The sequence below is a fragment of the Flavitalea antarctica genome, from assembly GCF_054461535.1.
This window is the reverse complement of the sequence record NZ_JBTLQG010000036.1, coordinates 1-21918: the sequence shown is the minus strand read 5'-3', so window position 1 is coordinate 21918 and position 21918 is coordinate 1. Positions and strand designations below refer to the sequence as shown.

The following is a 21918-nucleotide window of genomic DNA, read 5'->3' as shown; positions in this document are numbered from 1 at the left end:
TATGATAGTAACTAACGCGGAACCTCGATGCTTTGAATTAATTGCAGAATGACATCGTCCGTCTGCGCACCCTCCATTTCTTTTTCCGGCGATAGTACGATACGATGACGAAGCACATGAGGAACAATAAAAATAATATCTTCAGGTGTTACAAAGTCACGGCCACGCATAGCCGCTATCGACTTTGCGCCATTCAGTACACCTATCGAAGCACGCGGCGATGCACCGAGATAGATCGATTTATGGTTCCGCGTTCCGGAAACAATTGCAGTTATGAAATTGATCAGTTTGTCTTCTATATGAATCTCACGTACCTGGTTACGCAGCGCCGTTATCTGATCTGCAGACAAAACCGGTCCAACCTCGTTTAACTGGTTCTCCAGGCCGGAACGATGATGATGTGCCACAATACGAAACTCCTGTTCTGCACTCGGGTAACTTACTTCCACCTTGAAGAGGAACCGGTCAAGTTGGGCTTCCGGCAAATGATAAGTACCTTCCTGCTCAATCGGGTTCTGGGTGGCGAGCACCATAAAAGGGGCTGATATCGGGTAGGTTGTGCCATCAACAGTAACCTGCCTTTCTTCCATCACTTCGAAGAGCGCCGCCTGCGTTTTTGCTGGCGCGCGGTTAATTTCATCGATGAGTACAAGATGGCTGAAGATGGGACCTTTCCTGAACTGGAAATTAATGTCTTTGGGATTGAAGACCATCGTACCAATCACATCACTTGGCATCATATCTGGTGTGAACTGGATCCTTGAAAAATCTATGGAAACGGTTTTGGCCAGCAACTTTGCGGTGAGTGTTTTTGCAACACCGGGTACGCCTTCAATCAACACATGACCATCCGCCAAAATAGCCGCAAGCAATAATTCAATCATCTCTTCCTGCCCAACGATCACCTTGCCGATCTCAGCCTTCAGATTTTCCACTGACTGTTGTAAGGACCCGAGATCGGTGCGTTGTTCAAAAAAATTATCTTCCATCTTTGAATTTGATTTTAAACTTTTCTAGTTTCTGATTGAATGCCAGTAAGAGCTCATCGCTCACCAGGGGTCTTTCCTGAACTACCCTGATATGATTAACGAGATCTTTTACTTCTTCCGGGCTATGTCCTGATTTATAACTTAACTTTTTTTCGAACTGCTGATCAAGGTTGGAAGTGGTAATATTATAATGTTGTCTTACCTGTTCAAGAAAATGGGTCGTCATCTTGCCTGCCAGGTTTTTATTATCCTTGCGCTGCAAATAAAGGCGTCCTATGGTCTGCACAAAATCAACAGAAGCATTTTTCAGGGTCGGCTTCACGGGTATCACTCTTTGCTTCCTTTTTGATTCAAACAGATAGATCAGTAAAAACAGTAACAGCAGCAGCCAGATGGTCCATGCAAGCGCAGGTTGTTTCATCATCCAGCTGAAAGCTGAAAAATCGTTGTTTTCATTTCCGCTTCCGTTGCGATGATAGCGGAAGTATTCATCCCATATCACCTCATCTAAATGCGGTGGAAGATAAGACAGCGCCTGGTCATAATAATCCTTATTGTTTTTATGCAGCAGGAAGAAATTTGTAAATGCTGCCGGTGCGAGTTGTATAAAAAGTGAGCCCCCGCCTTCATAGGCGAATTTTACAAAGTTGGCTTTGTTGTCCTGGTTGAAACCCAGCACCTGGGTTATGTTATCATCGAATTTTTTGAGGTGGTTGTCGAGCTGACGTCCTGGGTAGGTAAACAATGTGGTATCATCTTCAACGGGGTGAATGAGCCGGAGCGTAAGCGAATCGTCCAGCGATTCAAACCCTGATTCGAACTGTGTTTTCAGTTTCAGGCTATCCATCAGGTTTTCTGAAAACTGCATAGCCGAGATAAAGATATGGTTACCCTCACTGATATAATTCATCATTGCCTGGAGTTCTCTCCGGTCGGGGGCAACTACTGGGGCAATGATGATCATGGCAGACTCACCAGGCCTGCTGCTATCCGGTTTCGGATTGGTAAGATTATCGAGGCTGGCAATATTGTATTTGTCGGGAGAGTTTTTGTTGATGCTGATATCAACGCCCGGGAATATGCGGGCAAGATTTTCATAGGCATAATAAGTACCATAAGGTATCTTATCATTTTTCCAGAAGGTAAGTTTCTCGTTTAACCTTTTTTCTTTCCGGCATCCAAAAAGCATGATGACGGCTACAACGAGTAACCAGCCGAAGGAGCTTACAACGGTCCTCATACTTTCAATGAATTTTGAAAGTGATTGAAGCTGTGCATTACAATATCGAATTGTTCATTGTTCAGCTGAAAATTGCCGTACCACACGTGTTCATAAGCGGAACTCAGGAATTCAAATTCTTTGCCTTTTGCATAGTTATTGACCAGGCGCCGGTAACTTTCATTGGTTGCCTGTGGATGAAAACTGATCCATCCTTTTTTATCAAGCAACTTCAGCGTTTTAAGGTATTGAAACCTGACTGCCGCCCGGTGCTCCTTTCTTGCAATAGCATCATTAATGAGGTCATCAAGATTTTCTTCCATCAAAGCAGCCTCATCGTGGTTTGGATTTGCTTTGACTTTTTTAGGAGAAGATTTGAAGATATAGAGGTTGTTAATGATAATCACTTTAACGATCAGGAAGATCGCGAGCCCGAACAAAAACAGGTAGATAAAATTCCTTACGGCTGGTCTTGCAAAGAAAACGCCGAGTTTCTCCCAAATGCTCCTTTCCGGATCGGGCGCGCGTTGCGGTTTTTTAATCCAGTATTCCGGGTCGTTTGCATATTCAAAATCCTTTTGCTTTTTCAACCGTGCCGGAATGCTGTCTGCAACTTTGCGAAAGGTGAGTGTATCAGGAATGCGCGGTCCCAACCGGGATGTGGCACCCAGGGAGGATCCGGGGAAATCAGCATCGTCATCAAAAGGAGTTTCAACTTCCTGGTGAGCAGAATCAATAATTAACAGCGTATCCGCCGGGTCGGCTTCCTGGCAAAAACCGCGCAGACCTGCCACAATCAAAAACAAAATGAACGTAGCTTTTTTAAATAGGCTCATCCTGGAATTTGTTTTTTGATGCGGCCAGCTGTTTACTTACCCTGATGGGATAAATGACAAAATACCAGGTAATAAAACTGATGGATGCGAGTAATATAGATGCGCTTATCAGCCTGGGCATAGTGGAATAACGGGTGATGAAGCCTTCGAGGAATGCTGCCATAATAAAAACGGGTATCAGGCCGATCATCAGCTTCAGCCCATCCTTTGTAGCTTTTCTAAGTGATTGGATGCGGCTCAGTGTGCCCGGGAACAATATGCCATTGCCCACTATAAGCCCTGCTGCGCCTGCAATGATGATGGCTGAAATCTCGAGAGTGCCATGGATCCAGATAACCAGCACGGATTGTAAACCTAGCCCCTTGGCAAAAAACATGTATTGGAAAGCTCCCAGCATAACACCATTTTTGAACAACAACCATACTGTTCCTATCGACAACAAAAATCCGGCTACAAAGGTTACAAAAGAAACCTTGATATTATTGACAGCAATCGCAACAAACATATTGAATCGTCCCTTGTCTTTGTAAACTCCAAACGGATCTCCGCGCGAAATGTTTTCATCGGTCATTTCAACATAGCTGTCGCCTAGTACACCTCTCACAAAACTATCATCATGTGCCGCAGATACGGCTGCCATAACTGCGAAGGAAGAAAAGATCAGGAATGCATAGAGTAGTTCTTTATGATGTCGACGAACGGTAAGTGGTAATTCTGTTTTCCAGAATTTCCAGAACCTTGAAGTTTCTTCTTTTTTATTCCGGTAGATACCAAGATAAATTCTTGATGCGAGCCCATTCAGGTATTGGGTTACTTTGCTGTGGGGATAGAAAGTTTTTGAGTAACCGAGATCATTGACCAGTTCAGTAAATTCCTTCGCCATCTCGTCAGGATCAGAATTGGTTTCATACTGGTATTGCTTCCACTTCTCAATATTTTTTTTAATAAAAAGTCCTTCTCTCACAGAGGAAATAATTTAATACTGCTGGATTGAATAAGTATGGCGATGCTCACTATTAAGGTTTTACCAATATACAATTTAGAATTATAACTATTAAATATTAAATTTATGATTGCATGGGATTGGTCAAACTCGATACAGGATTTAACATACAGGTAGAATTTGCGGTAACTCCATTTCATAAACGTCTTATTGCCTGGCTGACTGACCTGCTGGTTTGCTGGGTTTATGTTAAGATCGTTTCACTGATCTTTCATATCCCGTCGTTTTTTATCTGGACAGGAAACTGGCATTGGAAAGAGATCCTTCTCGGTATGCCTGTGCTGTTTTATCACCTGGTTTGTGAAATTGTCCTGAACGGTCAAAGCCTGGGTAAGAAACTGATGAATATCCGGGTTATCACTGCCCAGGGCGGCCAGCCGGGGATCAGCCAGTACCTTATAAGATGGGTATTCCGACTTATCGATTTTCCACTATTATTATTATTCAGCATTCTTAACAATGACCTTCCCTGGTATTTATTCCCCCTGGTATTTATTGGCCTGGCTGCTGTGATATTTTCTGAACGTTCACAACGTATAGGCGATATCCTTGCGGATACCATAATTATTGACCTGAAAAACCGGACATCATGGGAGGATACGGTATTCACCGAACTGGAGTCGGATTATCAGCCCAGGTATCCCATGGTGATGCAGCTTAGCGACCGGGACATCAATACACTCAAAAGCATCATCGAGTCAGTGAAAAAGAAGAATGACTATGAGCTCGCGATGAAAATTGCCGACCGTATCAAATCCAAATTAAAAATGGAAAGCGACCAGGATCCACCAGACTTCCTGAAGACACTGCTGAAGGACTATAATTATTATTCCTCCAACTAAAGCATTTACAGACCAAAACCTGCCAGATTTTCCAAGCGTTAGCTCATCTACCGGCCAGTTTTATTCCTTTTAATATAGTCAATCTGAAATACCGGAACATTGTTACATCATGCTTCCTAATGCAAACAAGCCAACGAGCAGGGCCAACGCGTATATTGACAGGATGACAATTGTAAAAATGCCGATGAACTTGAAACACGATTTGAGGTTTTCAAATGAGGCATTCAAAGTATCCTGGTCATTGTTGCGTAAAGCCACCTGCATTTTAGTAGCAAACCTGAACAGGTACAAACAGGGGAAAAAATAAATCAGCATAAATGCGCCCAGGAATACTATCTGGAAAAACGAGCCCGCATACATACTGTTTGAACCTCCATAAGCTGGATTGTTAAGTATTGTTGAGGAAAAACTTCCGGCAAAAATCAGGAACAGCATTGCGAGACCCATTCCGACAAATCCAACGATAGAAAGAAATTTTGACCATTTGGCAACTTCGCGGAGAAATACTGAACCGTTGTGATCTACGTGTAATTCGAAAAGGTTAGTGGATTGTTCCATAAAATTGGTTGGGGGTTAAAGGGTTATTTATTTTAATGTGTACAAAATAAGCATAATACCGCATAAATACAATCAACCTCTAACCCCCGACTTATACCGATCAATCCTTTAATAAGCCTGTGCAAACAATACCCTCTGGGTGCTTGGTTTACCCGTAAGCACACAACTGCCCTCCTCCTGTTCGTTGTTCAGGGGGATGCACCGGATTGTTGCTTTTGTAAGTTCCTTGATCTTATCTTCTGTTTCAGGGGTGCCGTCCCAATGTGCCGAGATGAAACCGGCTTTACTCTGCAGTACCGACTGGAAATCTTCCCAGTTATCGACCCGGGTAATATGCTCATCCCGGAAAGCAAGCGCCTTGTTATACATGGCCTGCTGAATTTCTTCGAGCAACGCGTTGATGGTATCGGTGAAGCCATCGAGTGAGATGGTCTGTTTCTCCCTTGTGTCACGGCGGGCGACTTCCACTGAATTGTTCTCAATATCACGGGCGCCGATTGCTACCCTGAGCGGTACACCCTTTTTTTCATACTCGGCGAATTTCCAGCCCGGGCGATTATTGTCGTTGTCATCAAATTTCACCCTTATGCCGGCTGCTTTAAGCTGTTTTACCAGCTCTGCGCCTTTTTCGTTGATCAGTACATTTTGCTCGGGTCCTTTATAAATAGGCACAATAACCACCTGCATAGGCGCAATTCTTGGGGGAAGTATTAGCCCCTCGTCATCGCTGTGAGCCATAACCAGGGCCCCGATCAGCCTGGTACTTACTCCCCAGCTGGTGGCCCATACATAATCCAGTTTGTTTTCCTTATCCGAAAACTTTACATCAAAGGCTTTGGCAAAATTCTGTCCAAGGAAATGAGAGGTTCCGGCCTGGAGGGCTTTGCCATCCTGCATCAGGGCTTCAATGCAGTAAGTGTCAAGGGCACCGGCAAATCTTTCACTTTCAGATTTCAACCCCCTGATCACCGGGAGCGCCATCCAGTTTTCAGCGAAATCGGCATACACATGAAGCATCTGCACTGCTTCAGCAACTGCTTCCTGGGCCGTGGCATGAGCCGTATGACCTTCCTGCCAGAGAAACTCTGCGGTACGGAGGAACAAACGGGTGCGCATTTCCCACCTCACCACATTTGCCCACTGGTTGATCAGCAATGGAAGATCACGGTAAGACTGGATCCAGCCCTTATAGGTGTTCCAGATGATGGCCTCGCTGGTTGGTCGCACGATCAGTTCCTCTTCCAGTTTTGAATCCGGATCAACCATCAATGAACCCTTTTTATCGGGATTTGCTTTGAGGCGGTAATGGGTCACAACCGCGCATTCTTTGGCAAAGCCCTCCGCGTTTTTTTCCTCGGCCTCAAAAAGGCTTTTTGGGACGAACAGCGGGAAATACGCATTTACGTGCCCGGTATCCTTGAACATTTTGTCCAGCGCATCCCGCATATTTTCCCAAAGCGCATAACCATAGGGTTTTATGACCATGCAGCCACGGACGGCTGAATAATCAGCTAGGCTGCCTTTAATAACAAGATCGTTGTACCACTGCGAATAATCCTGGCTCCTGGAAGTAATCTCTTTGCTCATAATTTCTCGTATAGTTCTTTTGTTATATGCACCAGTTGCGGCACAATATTTTTAAGGATATCTGATATCCGGGCGACATTAATAAGTTTTAATCCGGGAAAGATGAATCCAGCCCTCATGAACTGGTTCTCAGGTATTTATTAACCTAAATTTTAACAATCGCGGCCTGGCATTTTATTACCACTACACCTCATTTTGTTGTAACTTCATGAGGCTAACGCAAAAATAACAAGTTAAGCCGTAAAATATTAAAACACTTAAAATGAAGTCCGCATTCATATTTTCCAGTATAGTAGTAATTGCTTTAAGCAGTTGCTCATCTGTGTACAGGACCGCTCAGACTCCTGACGATGTTTATTTTTCACCCGGCCGCGATGAAGCTGCTGCCTATGTACAGACCGACAAAACTGAACCGGCGGGCAGATACAGGACCGACGATGGCGAATATCTTTCCCAGGACGACCGTGTGTTGAGAATGCGCGTGAGAAACCGCGGGATGTGGAGTGCTTTTGACGACTATGGTTATGGCGGAATGGGCTATGCAGGCATGCCATACATGGGCATGGGTTATAACAGCATGGCTTACGGCGGATATGGAGGATGGGGTTATGGTTACGGAAGTTCATTCGGATACAGTCCATGGACTTACGGAGGCCTGGGCCTTGGTTTGAGTTTCGGTAATTATTACAACAACTATTATGGTTGGAACAATTACTACAATCCTTATTATGGCGGAGGTGTGATTATCGGCAAACCTGGTCCAACGGCTAATACTCGCGTAAGAAGCTTCAACCCGAACACCTATTCAAACAGGTCTTTTAATAATTCGAATACAAGAGGTGCCACAGCGCGTCCGGGATCAACCCGTCCGGCTGGCCAAAGCGGATATAACAATTCCAACACCACAACGCTCGGAACAAGCATACGCCGCGTGTTCTCAAATGGCTCGAATAATAGTAACTCGAGGGCTGAAAATGGATCATATTATTCGCCAAATAATGACAGGCCGGTGAGATCATATTCTCCATCTTCCAGCAATAACTCCTCACCTGTTCGTACCCAGAGCACAGGTAGCAGTGGCGGCAGCGTTGGTGGTTCCAGTTCTTCTGGCGGCGGTGGAAGTACCGGTAGTCGTCCAGGCAGAAACTAAACAAATTATTTCGATACTTCATAATAAGGAGGAACACGATTTAAGGATTATCCTGAATTTTGATTCCTCCTTTTTTTGTGAGAATTATTTACAAACTGGTTTTGTGAGTCATCGCAGACGACTGCTGGCTGGCAATGTACCATACTCATTGATAGGTGGGCGATGTTTACTCACTAAGCCGCGAACGCTGGGGTGAATAAATCAAAAAGAAAATAACGACAATCGGAGAAGCAATATGAAAAGGATAGTTTATGTATTAGGAATGGTAATTTGTTCACAGCAATTAACTGCCCAGGTTCCTGAGGATGCGATCAGGATGAGCTGGAACACTCCCTCGGGAACAGCGAGAAACCAGGCAATCGGCGGAGCGATGGGTTCGCTGGGTGGTGAGATCACAACCTTGTTTGTGAACCCGGCAGGTTTAGGGATGTATAAAAAAGGAGAGTTTGTTATAAGCCCTGGCGTCAGTTTTAATAAAGGGACCGGTATCTATCGCGGAACGGAAGCAAACTCTGACAACATCACAAAATTCAATTTCGGTACAACAGGTTTTGTTTTGAGCTGGGCAGATAACAACAGCAAATGGAGAAATAAGACTTTTGGCATAGGTATTAACCGCATGGCTAACTTCAACAACACGCAGTATTATAAAGGCCAGAATAATTATAGTTCCTTCTCTGAATCGTTTGCAGAAGAATTTGCAGCTTCGGGACTTGATATATCTACAACCTTATATGACGCTCCCCTATCGCTTGGAACCAAACTTGCTAACTATACCTACCTGATCGATACAGCAACCATCACGGGTCAGACTGAGGTGGTGGGCCTGCCCCTCAGAGATGCAACGATCAAAAATACCGCCGTCTTATTCGACCAGGAAAAAACAACAACCACGAAAGGCGGCATTACTGAACTTGCATTTGGTTTTGCAGCCAACATGGATGATAAGATCTATTTCGGGGCCGGGTTAGGCGTTCCGATTATGAACTACAAACGCAGCTTTGTATTACGTGAGACAGATGCCACCGGTGTTACCAACAACAATTTCGGATATGCTGAATATCTTGAAGAATATGAATCAAGTGGTGTCGGGATCAATGCTAAGCTGGGCGTAATTTTTAAACCAGCAACGCAACTGAGAATTGGTTTAGGGATTCACACTCCATCATGGTATGCCCTATCCGAACAAACTACCGGTCGGATTGAAACCGATCTTGAAAATTACTTTCCCGCCGGGAGAAATGTCCGGGTGGCAACGGCTGATTCTATCTACACTCAATTTGGATATGGCATACCGGAATACCAGTATGATATGGTTACACCTTGGAAATTTATGGTCAGTGGTGCCTATGTTTTGCACGAAGTGGAAGATGTTACACAGCAGAAAGGTTTTATTACTGCGGATATTGAATACGTTACTCATGGCTCGTCAAAGTTCCGTTCAACTGATGATCAACAAAACGAAGATTACTATGATGCCGTAAATTCAACGGTAAAAGATGTTTATAAGGGAGCCTTTAATTTCCGTGTGGGTGGCGAGTTGAAGTTTAATACGATCATGGGCAGACTTGGTTTTGCGTACTATGGTAATCCATATGAGGAGAAGTCATTCAAATATGGAGAAACCGATGAAAATACTTTGAAACCAAGAAGGATGAATATCAGTGGCGGCCTCGGTTATCGCAACCGCGGAATATTTGTGGATCTCACTTATGTTCATAGCCTGAACAGGGATGTAAACTTTCCTTATCGCCTCACTGATAAAGACAACACTTATGCAGCTTTGAAGGAAAGCAATGGGACGGTGTTGCTGACGCTCGGGTTTAAGTTCAGATAGGGTTTTTTTTGTCGGAGATAATGATTGAAGTGTTGCCTGTGAACATTCGTTCATGAAAGTTATCCAGCGGTTGAGGATGGACTGGGCTGAGCATTAATAATCATTCATATCCCTTCATCGACCTGTAGTTAATGGCCCGGGCTGGCTGACCATTAATAATCATTCATACCCCTTTATCGACCTGTAGTTAATCGCCCGGGCATCATTAATATCATTCATAAGTAATCATCCAGCGGTAGTTCGACATCCGGTGCGAACCAGCGTATTTCAGGGTCTTTTCGGAACCAGGTCATTTGCCGTTTGGCATATTGACGCGTATGGATCTTTATATTTTCTATAGCGGTGTCAAGATTAACTTTTTGTTCGAGGTAGTCAAAGATCTCTGTATAACCAACCGTTCTCAGCGGTGGAATCGATTTATAAGGGACGAGGTTTTTCACTTCGTCAACGAGCCCGGCTTCGATCATCTGGTCGACCCTTTTTTCAATTTGCTTGTGTAAGATCGCTTTGGGTGGGACAATACCGAATTTAAGAATATTGAAATCTCTTTGTTTCTTGTTATTGGTCTGAAAGTGCCGGATCGACTGGCCTGTAGCCTTAATAACTTCCAATGCCCTTAACAAACGATGGGGGTTCTCAACTTCACCACTGGCATAATACAAAGGGTCAAGCCTGCTGACTTCCTCTTGGAGCCATGCCAGCCCAAGATTATTGTAGCTGGCATTTATCTCTTCATGTAAGGCGGGATCTACAGGTGGTATATTATCAAGTCCCTCGCAAAACGCCTTAATGTAAAGACCGGTGCCGCCGACCATGACCGCCATATCATTTTTTGAAAATATCTTTGCCGCGGCATTGAGCGCATAGGCCTCAAAGTCAGCTGCGTTTGCCGGCTGGTGAATAGAATGGCTGTTGATAAAATAATGATGAACGCTTTGCAATTCTTCCGGCGAGGGCTTTGCGACGCCGATGTCCATCTCGCGATAACATTGCCTGGAATCAGCAGAGATGATCTCTGTTTGCAGATGTCGGGCAAGCCTTAGCGCAACTGCGGTTTTACCGGCGGCAGTGGGACCAGCAATGATAATAACCGTTTTGTTCATGTGTTGTGGAACGACCTCCTGGTTATCGGGGACGAGGTTTATCAGATCTCTTCTTTATCATCCACTGCTTCTTCCTGGTCGTTATCGGTATCAGACAAGCCATCATCTTCCCCCTCTTCTCCAAAACCTTCGGTTCCGGCAGTGAGATCGTATTTCTCTTCCATCTCCGCAAGCTTGTCACCTACCAGCCCTTTTGTGCCGTACTGTGATGGAGCGATTCCTTCTGTCTTAACAATCACGGGATAATCCAGCTTTGGATTTTCTTCTTTGGAAACATTGATCAGTTCGATCTGGAAGTGCCAGTTTCGTGCGAAATCATATAGATAGGTAAATCGTTGATTCGGATCCTTGATCTCTGTACCAATAGGCGTTTCTTCCATGATCAGTGGTGGCACCTTATATGGCTTGTCATATTTTTCCAGGCTGATCTCCCTTCCCTTTACCCATTGATCATTGCTCCTGGTAAAAGTTGCCTGGTGTTTGTTATCAAATTCATAGGCTTTCAGGATTGCCTGGTGCAATTGCAGAAACGTCTGCTTATGCTTGATTGCAATGTCGCGGTAGATACTGTCATCCTCCTCAAAATATACCCTGAATTTTAATATCGCCATCCTGATTTGATTTGTGTAAATAAAGCCGGAAAAAATTAAGCTTCAAATGTAATATAATATTCACAACTATTGTACCACCGGAGCGGTTCCAATCATATTTGGCTGATCGAAACAAATGTGCTAACCGTTAATGGTGATGCCCATTTCGCCGGCCTTGGCCAGCATAAACGCATAGGCTGACTCATAGCTGTTTTCAATTTCGCCATCAAGGATGGCTTCCCGGATGGCATTTTTAAGATCTCCGACTGGACGGGAAGGAGGCAATTTAAAAATGTCCATGATCATTTCGCCGGTGATCGGTGGTTGCCAGTTCCGGAGCTGATCTTTTTCTTCAACCTCTTTCATCCTCTCACGAACATGTTCAAAGTTTTCCAGGTAACGTTTTACTTTCTGTTTGTTTTTTGAAGTGATATCTGCCTCACAGAGCATCATAAGTGCTTCAATGTCTTCGCCGGCATCAAACAAGAGCCTGCGAACCGCGGAATCAGTAATATTTTCCTTGGTAAGGCTTATGGGCCGGAGATGCAGTTCCACCAGTTTTTTTACCAGCCGCATTTTTTCGTTCTGCGGCAGTTTCAGTTTTGTAAAAATTTTTGGCACCATTCTGCCACCGAGTGTTTCATGGCCATGAAAGGTCCACCCATGTCCTTTTTCAAACTTTTTTGTTGCTGGTTTGGCGATATCATGTAATAACGCTGCCCATCTCAGCCAGAGATCATCGGTATTTTTGCTTATGTTATCAATCACCTGCAAGGTGTGATAGAAATTGTCTTTATGCCCATGCCCGTCAATATATTCTGCACCGGCCAACTCCGTCATCAGCGGAAAGATGATATGCAGCAAGCCCGACTGGTACAAAAGGTCCAGCCCAATAGATGGTTTTGAACTCAGCAGAATTTTGTTCAGTTCTTCGGTTATACGTTCCTGTGAAATGATCCTCATCCGGTGAGCATTGTCTTTTATTGCCTGGAAGGTTTTTGCTTCGATAGTGAAATGCAATTGAGAAGCAAACCTGATGGCGCGCATCATCCGCAGTGGATCATCGCTGAAGGTCTGAAGCGGATCGAGCGGAGTCTGGATGATCTTTTTTTCAATATCATAAACACCGCCAAAAGGGTCGATCAGTTTACCGTAATCGGATTCGTTGAGGCTGATGGCGAGCGCATTGATGGTAAAATCCCGGCGTTCCTGGTCATCTTTCAGTGTCCCTGGTACCACTTCCGGGTTGCGGCTATGATAGCCATAACTTTCGCGCCTGGCACCAACAAATTCCATTTCGAAGTCTTCAAGTTTGATTTGTGCGGTACCGTAAGTTTTGAAAAAAGCAACTGAGGGTTTTGGTGAAAATCTTTCGGCTACTTTATGGGCAAGAAAAATACCATCGCCGATACACACGATATCAGCATCCTTTGTTTTGCGGCCGATGATCTTGTCACGCACGAAACCGCCGATAAGATAACAGGGAAAACCCGCATCTGCTGCCGCATGTGCCACCTTTTTAAATATGAATAGTTCCTTCTCTGAACAATCAATCTCCATTTTGCAAATGTACGAAGGAGCTTGTTAACCGAATACGTGCTGAAGTAATTGTTCATCCTTTATATCAAAGGCACATTTGAAATGCCCGAGCGGACAGGCATCGCGACCGTGTAATCCGCATGGCCTGCAGGCGAGCGGATATGGCACTTCCACGATATGGCTGTTGTCTGATAAGGGACCGAATCCAAATGAAGGCAGCGTGGAACAATAGACAGCAGTGACCGGTGCATTTACTGCAGAGGCAAAATGCATGGGTGCAGAGTCGTTCACATAGTTCATCAATGCATCTCTCATCAATGCTGCTGACTGGAGAAAATTAAGATGGCCGCAGAGATTGATCACAGAACCCTGGGTACTTTTTGCGATTATTTTCTCTCCCCTTTCCTGGTCGGATGGTGCACCGAGTAAGTAGATATTGTATTGTGGCGGCACCTGGTCTATGAAGCTTACCCATTTATCTACCGGGTATTGTTTGGTAAACCAGATTGATGAAGGTGAAACAGTGATGTATGGCCGCAGTTTATATTGTGCTACCCTGTTTTCATCAGCGGATGTTGGATAAAGCACGGGTTTCTCCGGAACATCATCGGTGAATGAACTGATGAGCCGGACATTACGATCAATCTCGTGATGTATTTTGTCTTCGCTGCCGATCACATGTCCGACTTTTTGGGTGAAAAAAACACTCAGGGGATTTTTATCGAACCCGATCTTTTCAGCTGCGCCGGAGAAGGCGGTAAGCATTCCCGTGGCAGCAAATCGCTGTACATTGATGATCTTATCGTAACCGGTTTTCCTGATCTTTTTCAGGAGCTTATACAAGTTGATATTTTTATTTGACTTTTTATCCCAGATCAGTACTTCGCGGAGATAAGGATGCCCCAGGAGTAAACCTTCATTGCCTTTTCTAAGGAGGAAGTCAATTTTCGCTTCCGGGAAATAGCGATGTAATTTTTCGATGAGACCGGTTGCGAGCACAACATCACCAATAAATGCGGTTTGTATGATCAGGATTTGCTGCATGGAGGCGCAAAGTTACGAAATGTGGAGTTGATGTGATGTATCCGGCAAACCGCATTTAATCGCGCAACACCTTCACTCCCGTTTTTTCGTCCCAACGCACGACCGCTGATGCCTGCCTGGAACTGTTATCGTCCTGGCGATAGTTTACTATATAATCAACCCCGTTTTTTATCGCGTCAGCAACTTCGGAAAAATTTGACGGCGTTTTTTCACCCGCAATATTAGCCGAGGTAGACACAATTGGTTTACGGAATCGTTTGATAAGGTGACGACAGAAATCTTCTTTTACAATGCGGATAGCGATGGATCCGTCACCGGCAACCAGGTTATCGGCCAGGCCGATGGCACCGTCATAGATAACCGTTGTTGGTTTGGTTACTGTGTCGAGATAGTTGAATACAGCGAGATCAACATGAGCCACATATTGGATCAGGTCACGTTCATCCGCAATCAGGACGATCATTGATTTTGATTCTTCGCGTTTTTTCAGCTGAAAGATCTTTTGTACTGCTGAAGGATTAGTGGCATCGCAGCCGATACCCCAGACGGTGTCTGTAGGATAAAGTATAATTCCACCTGCGTGTAATACCTGCAGGCAATTTTCCAGGTCGTGCGAGAAGTCCATTATTGTAAACTTGAAATCCGTTGTTAGGTGGATCGCCGCAAAGTTAAATGAATTACTTATGGAGACAGCCTGGTTGATTATTATGGAATTCGCGGGACCATTATGATCTTTTATCATTTAGGGACGGCAGGGGTTATGAGTATTGCATTTCCGACGGACATAATGTTCTTTCATTATCGCGCCTGTGGGGGGTACTCTACCAGCATTTTCTTTCGGCCTTTACACACTTTCATCATTTGGAAGATGGCCGGGGTTAATTATTGGTCAATTCGCAGGGGACAAATATATTCTTTCATGTATTAGACGATAGCCAGTGAATTTGACCGATTTAACCGGACTTCTTTATGTTTGCACAAAATTTTAATAAATGGAATTGAAAAATCTGGTAGCGGAAGCCTGGGCGAATCGTGATCTTTTGCAGGATGAAAAGCATAAATCGGCAGTAAAAAATGTGATCGAGGAAGTTGATAAGGGGCGTCTGCGTGTGGCTTCACCCGGTGCTGATGGCTGGCAGGTGAACGAATGGGTGAAACAGGCCATTCTTATGTATTTTGGTATTCAGACCATGCAGACCTGGACCATTCCTCCCTTCGAGTTTTATGATAAGATGCTGCTGAAATCTGACTATAAATCATTGGGTGTGCGTGCTGTGCCGCATGCAGTGGCCCGTTATGGTGCTTTTGTTGGGAAAAATGTGGTGCTGATGCCTTCTTATGTCAACATCGGTGCTTACGTGGATGAAGGCAGTATGGTTGATACCTGGGCGACTGTCGGAAGTTGTGCGCAGATCGGGAAAGGTGTGCATTTAAGTGGTGGAGTTGGTATCGGCGGTGTATTGGAGCCTTTACAGGCAAGCCCGGTTATCGTGGAAGATGGATGTTTTATCGGCAGCCGCTGTATAGTTGTTGAGGGAGTGATCGTAGAAAAAGAGGCGGTACTTGGTGCAAACGTAGTGCTCACAAAAAGCACAAAGATCATTGACGTGAGTGGTGACGAACCCGTTGAGTACCGTGGTCGTGTACCGGCAAGAAGCGTCGTAATTCCGGGCACCTATGCAAAAAAATTCCCTGCGGGCGAATACCAGGTTCCCTGCGCGCTGATCATTGGCCAGCGTAAGCCAAGCACGGATCTTAAAACAAGTCTGAATGACGCTTTGAGGGACTTTAATGTGAGTGTATAAATTGAGCGCTCATGACTACCGAACCCGGGGAAAACAATAATACCAGGTTGACGAAAGATGCACAGGCCGGAGAAGTCGCCGGCGATGCAAGCGACTTTCCCGGTAACCCGGTGGCAGATGTCGCTAGCGCCCCCGGTGCATCGACCGTTGAACCAGCCGGAGCGGACGCAGGGAGTGCAGATACTCCGGCCGGTAACCCGGTGGCAGATGTCGCTAGCGCTGCCGGTGCATCGACCGTTGAACCAGGCGGAGCGGTCGCCGGGAGTGCAGCAATTATCCGGAGCAATACCGTAACTCTTGCTGGCTTCCTGATCACCTTTTTCGGATCCATCCTGTTCTCAACAAAGGCAATCATCGTAAAGAAAGCTTTTGCCGACACCCCAATGGACGTATTAAGTTTGCTGGCTTTGCGAATGCTGTTTTCATTACCTTTTTTTGTGGCTGCCGCCATATTAACGAGTAGTGACAAAACCAATTTGCGCTTGACCGGTCGGCAATGGCTAACCGTAATTGTGCTGGGATTATTCGGGTACTATCTGAGCAGTTTGTTTGATTTTATAGGTTTGCAGTATATCTCAGCCGGGCTTGAACGGTTGATCCTGTTTTTATATCCCAGCTTCGCTGTATTGATCAATACTTTTTTCTTCAAACAAAAGATCACCCGGATCCAGATTGCAGCGCTTGCCCTAACATACCTGGGCATTGTTATAGCTTATATCGGAGAAATGAGAATTGAATCCGGTAATCCCAACTTCATCCTGGGTAGTTTGCTGATATTTCTTTGTGCCATCACCTACTCTATTTATATAGCCGGCAGTGGCAGGATCATTCCTGTTATCGGTGGGAACAAATTCACCGCCTATGCTATGCTCGCCTCGACTACGGGCATCTTCACACATTATTTGTTGCGGGGAGATTACCAGCAATTAAACGGCGGAAGTGATTTTTGGATTTATGGAATGTTGTTGGCCCTGATGGCAACGGTTATTCCTTCTTTTATGATTTCGAATGGTATGAAAAGGATTGGCTCCAATAACGTGGCCATTATTTCAAGCATCGGACCGGTATCGACAATCATCCAGGCACATTTTATACTTGGGGAAAGAATCATTGCCGCCCAGGTGTTTGGGACTGCACTGGTTATATCTGGAATCCTGTTGACTGCCTGGAAAAAGAAGCCTTCTTTGGAGCCGGAAGCGAATAAGGCCAGCTACAAGTGAACAATCCTTCGACGTTGGTGAACAATCCTTCGACGAATGAGAAAAATCTCAAGAAAACCAGCGATTTAGAAATAATTCCCTGTTGAGATTTGGGACGACTTTTCAAACTTCCCTATATTTGCACCCCTGAATAGATTTTTCGGAATCTATAAATGATGCCCAGGTGGCGAAATTGGTAGACGCACTGTGTTCAGGTCGCAGCGTTCGCAAGGATGTGCTGGTTCGAATCCAGTCCTGGGCACTTGGAAGTCTTGTAGGTCATTGATTTACAAGGCTTTTTTTATGTCTTGATGTCGTTTTTTCCCGCTTTTTTTCGCTTTCTACCACTCAAAACGACACATAAATGACACATGACCAAAAATTAGCTACCGTCAGCACACGACCAGCACGCCAGCAGCACACGACCAGCACACTTTTGATCGTTTTTCAGGATTCGCGTCCGCTGAAACACTCTCCGAAATATCATAGTATTCGCTTGAATGGCAGTCCAGAACTTTGTTTGCGGGTCATGACATCCTATGACACACTTATTCATTTTTTGTGTGTCACGGTCTCACAAATGACACATAACTTGACACGCTTTTTGGAACGCTAAAAATTGTGAGTTATGGACTTTGTGAAAAGGAACAGCCAAGATGGAAGCCGGAGCTATTTTTATTATGACTTTGGCCGCAAAGCAGGACAGCGACCAGCGACCGGAATTTTTATTTATAACAAGCCAAAAACCCAGGTTGAAAGGAATCACAACAAAGAGGCACTGGCGTTATTGGACTTGAAGAAGTCACAACTGATTTTGGAGCATCAGTCAACAGGAACCGGCTATATCCCCTCCCATAAATTCAAGCCGAACTTCCTCGACTTTTATCGAGAGTATGTCGAGAAGAACAAGCGGGCCGGTAATCGCCATATGGAAGGAAGTCTAAAGCATTTCCGGACGTTTTTGAAGACTGACTATCTGAGTACGATAGAGGTGACGGAAAACCTTTGCAAACGGTTCAGGCAATACCTGCTCGACAGGTTTACTGGTGATACACCGGCAAATTATTATGCACGGTTTAAATGGGTGCTAAAATCTGCCACCAAAGAAGGTTACTTCCGGTATAACCCGAGCGAGAATATTAAGACGAAATCTAATCCCAGTAAAAAAAGTTGAAGGCTAATCTCGAAGTGGAGGAATATACCAAGCTGCATGTTACTCCGTGTTGAAATGCAGAGGTGCGGGAGGGTTTCATTTTTTCATGCTATACGGGTCTTAGGTATGTCGACGTAAGGTCGTTAAGATGGAAAGATTTAGCAGGAGACGAGTTAATTACAAGAATCATCAGAAGAAGACCGGTCAGCCGGTTATACTTTCGCTTCACTCGGTTGCAAAGGCGATCCTGGCAAAAAGACGCAAAAAGCTGCCGGAGGAAGCCGGGGAAAGAAAAGTTTTTTCTTTGCCCAGCAATGACGGTTGTAATAGAGTATTACAAGAATGGATGAAGAGTGCGAGGATAGAGAAGCAAGTGACCTGGTCTTGTGCGAGATTGAGTTTTTCGATATTACTACAGGATAAAAATGTCGATGACGCTACTGTGGCATATTTAATGGGCCATACATCCAAGTGAGAACCACTTACAAAAGGCACCGACCGAAGGATCAAGCGACCATCATTTCATTATTGCCAAGTATCGAGACAATTCCTGCTAATCATTAGGGGTTATGGAAAGCTGTTATGTAAGCAGACACCGTTATGACGGTTATGAACGTCTGAATCATCGAATTGAATTGGACGAGTCAGTGTACTAAAGCATGTCACTACGGATGAGACGGTTTCAGGTTTGAATCCTGACGCGGTCACAACTACAGATATCAAATGATATCAGATCCCAGCAAAACACCTGATTTTGCTGGGTTTTTTGTTGTCGGGTATATCAAAAAATGTCAATCTGTTGCATAATTCCAGTGAACTAACCGGTGAACTGGTCACATGTTGAAACCGCAGTTCACTGGATTTCGCCGCATCGTACTACCAGTTTGCATTTACAAAGATCACAGTTAGGAAAAACTGTGAAAAATTCTAGTTGATTTGAGCAAAATTCACAGTCAAAATTCACCGCTTTTTTTATCTTAAAAAATTAACGATGAATAAGAAACACAGTTTTGCAGTATTGGCATTTTTGAGAAAGGTTAAAAGTGCGGATACCGGAAATGCCGAGTATATATTCGCATTACAGTCGACTCCACACCCACTGAGGTATCTACCAGGATCAATGTTCCAAAAGTCAAATGGAACTGTCAAAAGGGTCGAGTTAACGGTACTAGCGATGAGTCGAAACGGCTCAATGCGGGCATCGTCACCTTCGAACATCGGATTCAAGAGATTTATAATCGCTTTCTCGAACAAGGGAAGATTATCAGTGCGGAATCCATAAAAAACGAATTAGTTGGTTTGGACCACAAAAAACGACTCCTTTTGGCACAATTTCAACTAGTAGTACAAGACATGGAAATCAGGGAGAATTCTGGCGTTGCGAAAGGCACTGTTAAGAACTGGAAAGTTACCAATGGCCATCTAAAAGAATTTCTCCGCGATCATTGCCGTCTAAGAGACATTGCTTTCCACCAGCTTGACCTACGATTTATATTGGACTTTGAAAGATTCGCAAGAACCAGATGGTCGTGCGGAAACAATGCGGCATTGAAACATATTGAGCGCATTCGAAAAGTGGTCAAGACAGCGGTAATCAATAATTGGCTGATCAAAGACCCTTTTTTAGGCTTCAAAGGAAAACAAGAGAAATCTCACAGAACTTTCCTGACAAACGATGAGCTATCTGCGATTCAAACCAAGGAGCTATATGTTGAACGGCTGGAAAGGATAAGAGACATATTTGTTTTTTGTTGCTACACGGGACTGGCACATGTCGATGTGGTAAACCTGACGTTTGGGAACATTGTTGTTGGCATCGATGGCAAAAAGTGGATTTATACTTTTCGTCAGAAAACAAATACCAAGTCGAATGTTCCCTTATTGCCAGCAGCTATGGAAATTTTGAAAAAATATCGACCTGAAAATGCAACGGCTGACTCAAGAGTACTTCCTGTTATTACAAACATTAAGACCAATGCCTATTTAAAAGAAATAGCAACCCTTTGCGGGATCAGTAAGAACCCTACTTTTCACATGGTCCGGCATACTTTCGCCACTACTGTCACTTTAACAAACGGAGTGCCAATAGAAACAGTCAGTAGAATGTTAGGTCACACAAAAATCACAACGACGCAGATATATGCCAAGGTTTTGGAAAGTAAGGTAAGCGAAGACATGAATCACTTGGAGGAAAAGCTTTTGGAACGGGGGTAATTGAAGTTCAGAATTGTATCTTACTTTTTGCGGCGGAACGAGAGACATTTTTAGGTATTCGTTAAAAGCACCTGTAGCGTTACCTCTGAATCATTTTTACTCACTGGTAAAGCAGATGTTCGAAGTTTAGATGTACGTAAGAACGCAGCGGTCCCAATTGCCTTTCATGAAAGACTCACCAAATCACTCACCAGATTTTGATATTTCTTGCAACAAAACGATTATGCCAAAAACGAAAAGATCTTGGCTGGAAGTCAAAAAAATCATAAGTGTCAGGAACTGATAAAAAAGCAGGTTAATTTGGCAAGTAGCAATTATGACAGCTGGAAGAATGTTGAGACGGTAGTATAGTAGATTCAGAAAGCCCCTTCGGCAACTTCCTTCTCCAGGTTTCAATTGGTGGTAGGTAAGCGCAACGTGATAAACCACCTAATTGCTCAAAGTAAGAGATGGCGATAGGGAATCTCGGCGAAAAATGGGATGATGAATCAAAAATGATATTCTGATCGTTGTGCCATTATCATTTTCGATGGCAAAGTTGCCATTTAAATCTTCGCTCAAACCAGCCATAAGGCTCATACCCAACGAACCCGCCTTCTTTATTTCTAAATGTGTAGGAATCCCAACTCCATTATCTGAAACACATAGCAAATATTCGAGTGGCCCCATTGCAGAAAGTAAAATGGAAACGATCGATTTCTTCCATCAGGAAACGCGTATTTAATCGTGTTAGTAATTGACTCATTAAGAATCAAACCGAGGGGGACTGCATGGCCTATGTCTATCTCAACTGGCTTTATATCGTATGCAAAACGAATCAGTGGGCCTGTATCGAAACTATCACAGAGGTAGGTTACCAATTCCCGGATATAAACAGACATTTCAATTGAAGAAACGTTATCAGTGTTGTATAACTTCTGATGGATAAGTGACATCGCCTGGAGCCGATGCTGGCTGTCATGTATGGCTGTCAGCGCATCTTTGTTATCAATGTATGCGCACTGTGAACTAAGCAAGCTCATTACAATGTGGATTGTTCTTCACGCGGTGATGGATCTCCCTCATAAAGGTAGATTATTTTGTTATAGTTGCTCATAGGCTTCCGGGCTGTGATACTGTATCCCTGAATGCAATCGTTTTCTGTTATAATACGCTTCAATGTATTCAAAAACGTCGATGCGGGCATCTTCAATGCTCTCGTAGTGTTTGCCTTGGATTAGCTCTGCTTTCAATCTGCTGAAGCAGGATTC

Annotated in this window: 21 protein-coding genes, 1 tRNA gene and 1 pseudogene; 10 read left to right on the top strand and 13 right to left on the bottom strand. The window is 44.3% G+C overall.

All coding sequences use genetic code 11. The annotated features are described in order from the left end of the window. Window positions 1-11: 11 nt before the first annotated feature. From ACX0G7_RS22760 to ACX0G7_RS22745, 4 genes are read right to left on the bottom strand one after another with little or no spacing between them, the layout of a single operon-like run. On the bottom strand, window positions 12-989 hold the full coding sequence (locus tag ACX0G7_RS22760) for an AAA family ATPase (protein ID WP_458925831.1): 978 nt from the start codon (window positions 987-989) through the stop codon (window positions 12-14). Beyond that, window positions 979-2229, bottom strand: a complete 1251-nt coding sequence (locus ACX0G7_RS22755) for a DUF4350 domain-containing protein (protein WP_458925830.1) — start codon at window positions 2227-2229, stop codon at window positions 979-981. Before ACX0G7_RS22755 ends, ACX0G7_RS22760 begins: the two co-directional genes overlap by 11 nt. Then, entirely contained in the window at window positions 2226-3044 is an 819-nt protein-coding gene (locus ACX0G7_RS22750; protein WP_458925829.1) for a hypothetical protein, read from the bottom strand. The genes ACX0G7_RS22755 and ACX0G7_RS22750 overlap by 4 nt, the downstream gene beginning before the upstream one ends. Beyond that, complete coding sequence (locus ACX0G7_RS22745) at window positions 3031-4008, bottom strand: stage II sporulation protein M (RefSeq protein ID WP_458925828.1); 978 nt, start codon at window positions 4006-4008, stop codon at window positions 3031-3033. The genes ACX0G7_RS22750 and ACX0G7_RS22745 overlap by 14 nt, the downstream gene beginning before the upstream one ends. 113 nt (window positions 4009-4121) lie before the next feature. Between ACX0G7_RS22745 and ACX0G7_RS22740 the strand changes: the two genes are divergently transcribed. Then, window positions 4122-4889 (top strand): RDD family protein, encoded by a 768-nt coding sequence (locus ACX0G7_RS22740; RefSeq protein WP_458925827.1) that lies wholly within the window; start codon window positions 4122-4124, stop codon window positions 4887-4889. 102 nt (window positions 4890-4991) lie between these two features. Here ACX0G7_RS22740 and ACX0G7_RS22735 read toward each other — a convergent pair whose 3' ends face one another. Both ACX0G7_RS22735 and proS read right to left on the bottom strand, forming a co-directional pair. Beyond that, entirely contained in the window at window positions 4992-5447 is a 456-nt protein-coding gene (locus tag ACX0G7_RS22735) for a hypothetical protein (protein ID WP_458925826.1), read from the bottom strand. 108 nt (window positions 5448-5555) lie between these two features. Next, entirely contained in the window at window positions 5556-7034 is a 1479-nt protein-coding gene (gene proS / locus ACX0G7_RS22730) for a proline--tRNA ligase (protein ID WP_458925825.1), read from the bottom strand. A 262-nt stretch (window positions 7035-7296) separates the two neighbouring features. Between proS and ACX0G7_RS22725 the strand changes: the two genes are divergently transcribed. Continuing rightward, complete coding sequence (locus ACX0G7_RS22725) at window positions 7297-8184, top strand: hypothetical protein (RefSeq protein WP_458925824.1); 888 nt, start codon at window positions 7297-7299, stop codon at window positions 8182-8184. A 235-nt stretch (window positions 8185-8419) separates the two neighbouring features. Further along, the gene (locus tag ACX0G7_RS22720) at window positions 8420-10021 is read left to right on the top strand and encodes a hypothetical protein (protein ID WP_458925823.1); all 1602 of its coding nucleotides are present in this window, start codon (window positions 8420-8422) and stop codon (window positions 10019-10021) included. 215 nt (window positions 10022-10236) lie between these two features. Here the strand turns inward: ACX0G7_RS22720 and miaA are convergent, their stop codons facing one another. The 5 genes from miaA to ACX0G7_RS22695 form a co-directional block, all read right to left on the bottom strand. After that, the gene (miaA, locus tag ACX0G7_RS22715) at window positions 10237-11124 is read right to left on the bottom strand and encodes a tRNA (adenosine(37)-N6)-dimethylallyltransferase MiaA (protein WP_458925822.1); all 888 of its coding nucleotides are present in this window, start codon (window positions 11122-11124) and stop codon (window positions 10237-10239) included. A 41-nt stretch (window positions 11125-11165) separates the two neighbouring features. Then, window positions 11166-11735 carry an IS1096 element passenger TnpR family protein gene (locus ACX0G7_RS22710; RefSeq protein ID WP_458925821.1) on the bottom strand — a complete coding sequence of 190 codons (570 nt, stop codon included), beginning with the start codon at window positions 11733-11735 and terminating at the stop codon, window positions 11166-11168. Window positions 11736-11855: 120 nt separating this feature from the next. Further along, window positions 11856-13274: a CCA tRNA nucleotidyltransferase gene (locus tag ACX0G7_RS22705; protein ID WP_458925820.1), complete on the bottom strand. Its 1419-nt coding sequence runs from the start codon at window positions 13272-13274 to the stop codon at window positions 11856-11858. Between the two features lie 24 nt (window positions 13275-13298). After that, entirely contained in the window at window positions 13299-14297 is a 999-nt protein-coding gene (locus ACX0G7_RS22700; protein ID WP_458925819.1) for a glycosyltransferase family 9 protein, read from the bottom strand. Between the two features lie 55 nt (window positions 14298-14352). Beyond that, on the bottom strand, window positions 14353-15039 hold the full coding sequence (locus ACX0G7_RS22695) for an L-threonylcarbamoyladenylate synthase (RefSeq protein ID WP_458925818.1): 687 nt from the start codon (window positions 15037-15039) through the stop codon (window positions 14353-14355). Between the two features lie 250 nt (window positions 15040-15289). On the opposite strand from ACX0G7_RS22695, the gene ACX0G7_RS22690 reads away from it, so the two are divergent. The 7 genes and pseudogenes from ACX0G7_RS22690 to ACX0G7_RS22660 all read left to right on the top strand — a co-directional run bounded on the left by ACX0G7_RS22690 (window position 15290) and on the right by ACX0G7_RS22660 (window position 20668). Beyond that, window positions 15290-16102 carry a 2,3,4,5-tetrahydropyridine-2,6-dicarboxylate N-succinyltransferase gene (locus ACX0G7_RS22690; RefSeq protein ID WP_458925817.1) on the top strand — a complete coding sequence of 271 codons (813 nt, stop codon included), beginning with the start codon at window positions 15290-15292 and terminating at the stop codon, window positions 16100-16102. A gap of 11 nt (window positions 16103-16113) precedes the next feature. Further along, window positions 16114-17322: a DMT family transporter gene (locus ACX0G7_RS22685; protein WP_458925816.1), complete on the top strand. Its 1209-nt coding sequence runs from the start codon at window positions 16114-16116 to the stop codon at window positions 17320-17322. A 157-nt stretch (window positions 17323-17479) separates the two neighbouring features. Next, a tRNA-Leu gene (locus ACX0G7_RS22680) sits at window positions 17480-17563 on the top strand. Between the two features lie 366 nt (window positions 17564-17929). Further along, entirely contained in the window at window positions 17930-18475 is a 546-nt protein-coding gene (locus ACX0G7_RS22675; RefSeq protein WP_458925815.1) for a phage integrase SAM-like domain-containing protein, read from the top strand. A gap of 127 nt (window positions 18476-18602) precedes the next feature. Further along, entirely contained in the window at window positions 18603-18929 is a 327-nt protein-coding gene (locus tag ACX0G7_RS22670) for a site-specific integrase (RefSeq protein WP_458925814.1), read from the top strand. Window positions 18930-19525: 596 nt separating this feature from the next. Next, window positions 19526-19726, top strand: a pseudogene (locus ACX0G7_RS22665) (Arm DNA-binding domain-containing protein); the annotation flags it as partial. 51 nt (window positions 19727-19777) lie between these two features. Next, on the top strand, window positions 19778-20668 hold the full coding sequence (locus tag ACX0G7_RS22660) for a site-specific integrase (protein ID WP_458925813.1): 891 nt from the start codon (window positions 19778-19780) through the stop codon (window positions 20666-20668). 605 nt (window positions 20669-21273) lie between these two features. Here ACX0G7_RS22660 and ACX0G7_RS22655 read toward each other — a convergent pair. After that, the gene (locus ACX0G7_RS22655) at window positions 21274-21690 is read right to left on the bottom strand and encodes a sensor histidine kinase (RefSeq protein WP_458925812.1); all 417 of its coding nucleotides are present in this window, start codon (window positions 21688-21690) and stop codon (window positions 21274-21276) included. Between the two features lie 60 nt (window positions 21691-21750). Then, window positions 21751-21918: IS3 family transposase (locus tag ACX0G7_RS22650; protein WP_458925865.1), on the bottom strand; the 168-nt coding region annotated here is incomplete at its 5' end.

Excerpts from the sequence above, each read along its gene's own strand:
- ACX0G7_RS22760 (WP_458925831.1), bottom strand. The coding sequence starts at position 989 with ATGGAAGATAATTTTTTTGAACAACGCACCGATCTCGGGTCCTTACAA.
- ACX0G7_RS22755 (WP_458925830.1), bottom strand. The coding sequence starts at position 2,229 with ATGAGGACCGTTGTAAGCTCCTTCGGCTGGTTACTCGTTGTAGCCGTC.
- ACX0G7_RS22750 (WP_458925829.1), bottom strand. The coding sequence starts at position 3,044 with ATGAGCCTATTTAAAAAAGCTACGTTCATTTTGTTTTTGATTGTGGCA.
- ACX0G7_RS22740 (WP_458925827.1), top strand. The coding sequence starts at position 4,122 with ATGGGATTGGTCAAACTCGATACAGGATTTAACATACAGGTAGAATTT.
- ACX0G7_RS22735 (WP_458925826.1), bottom strand. The coding sequence starts at position 5,447 with ATGGAACAATCCACTAACCTTTTCGAATTACACGTAGATCACAACGGT.
- proS (WP_458925825.1), bottom strand. The coding sequence starts at position 7,034 with ATGAGCAAAGAGATTACTTCCAGGAGCCAGGATTATTCGCAGTGGTAC.
- ACX0G7_RS22725 (WP_458925824.1), top strand. The coding sequence starts at position 7,297 with ATGAAGTCCGCATTCATATTTTCCAGTATAGTAGTAATTGCTTTAAGC.
- ACX0G7_RS22720 (WP_458925823.1), top strand. The coding sequence starts at position 8,420 with ATGAAAAGGATAGTTTATGTATTAGGAATGGTAATTTGTTCACAGCAA.
- miaA (WP_458925822.1), bottom strand. The coding sequence starts at position 11,124 with ATGAACAAAACGGTTATTATCATTGCTGGTCCCACTGCCGCCGGTAAA.
- ACX0G7_RS22710 (WP_458925821.1), bottom strand. The coding sequence starts at position 11,735 with ATGGCGATATTAAAATTCAGGGTATATTTTGAGGAGGATGACAGTATC.
- ACX0G7_RS22705 (WP_458925820.1), bottom strand. The coding sequence starts at position 13,274 with ATGGAGATTGATTGTTCAGAGAAGGAACTATTCATATTTAAAAAGGTG.
- ACX0G7_RS22700 (WP_458925819.1), bottom strand. The coding sequence starts at position 14,297 with ATGCAGCAAATCCTGATCATACAAACCGCATTTATTGGTGATGTTGTG.
- ACX0G7_RS22695 (WP_458925818.1), bottom strand. The coding sequence starts at position 15,039 with ATGATAAAAGATCATAATGGTCCCGCGAATTCCATAATAATCAACCAG.
- ACX0G7_RS22690 (WP_458925817.1), top strand. The coding sequence starts at position 15,290 with ATGGAATTGAAAAATCTGGTAGCGGAAGCCTGGGCGAATCGTGATCTT.
- ACX0G7_RS22685 (WP_458925816.1), top strand. The coding sequence starts at position 16,114 with ATGACTACCGAACCCGGGGAAAACAATAATACCAGGTTGACGAAAGAT.
- ACX0G7_RS22675 (WP_458925815.1), top strand. The coding sequence starts at position 17,930 with ATGGACTTTGTGAAAAGGAACAGCCAAGATGGAAGCCGGAGCTATTTT.
- ACX0G7_RS22670 (WP_458925814.1), top strand. The coding sequence starts at position 18,603 with ATGGAAAGATTTAGCAGGAGACGAGTTAATTACAAGAATCATCAGAAG.
- ACX0G7_RS22655 (WP_458925812.1), bottom strand. The coding sequence starts at position 21,690 with ATGAGCTTGCTTAGTTCACAGTGCGCATACATTGATAACAAAGATGCG.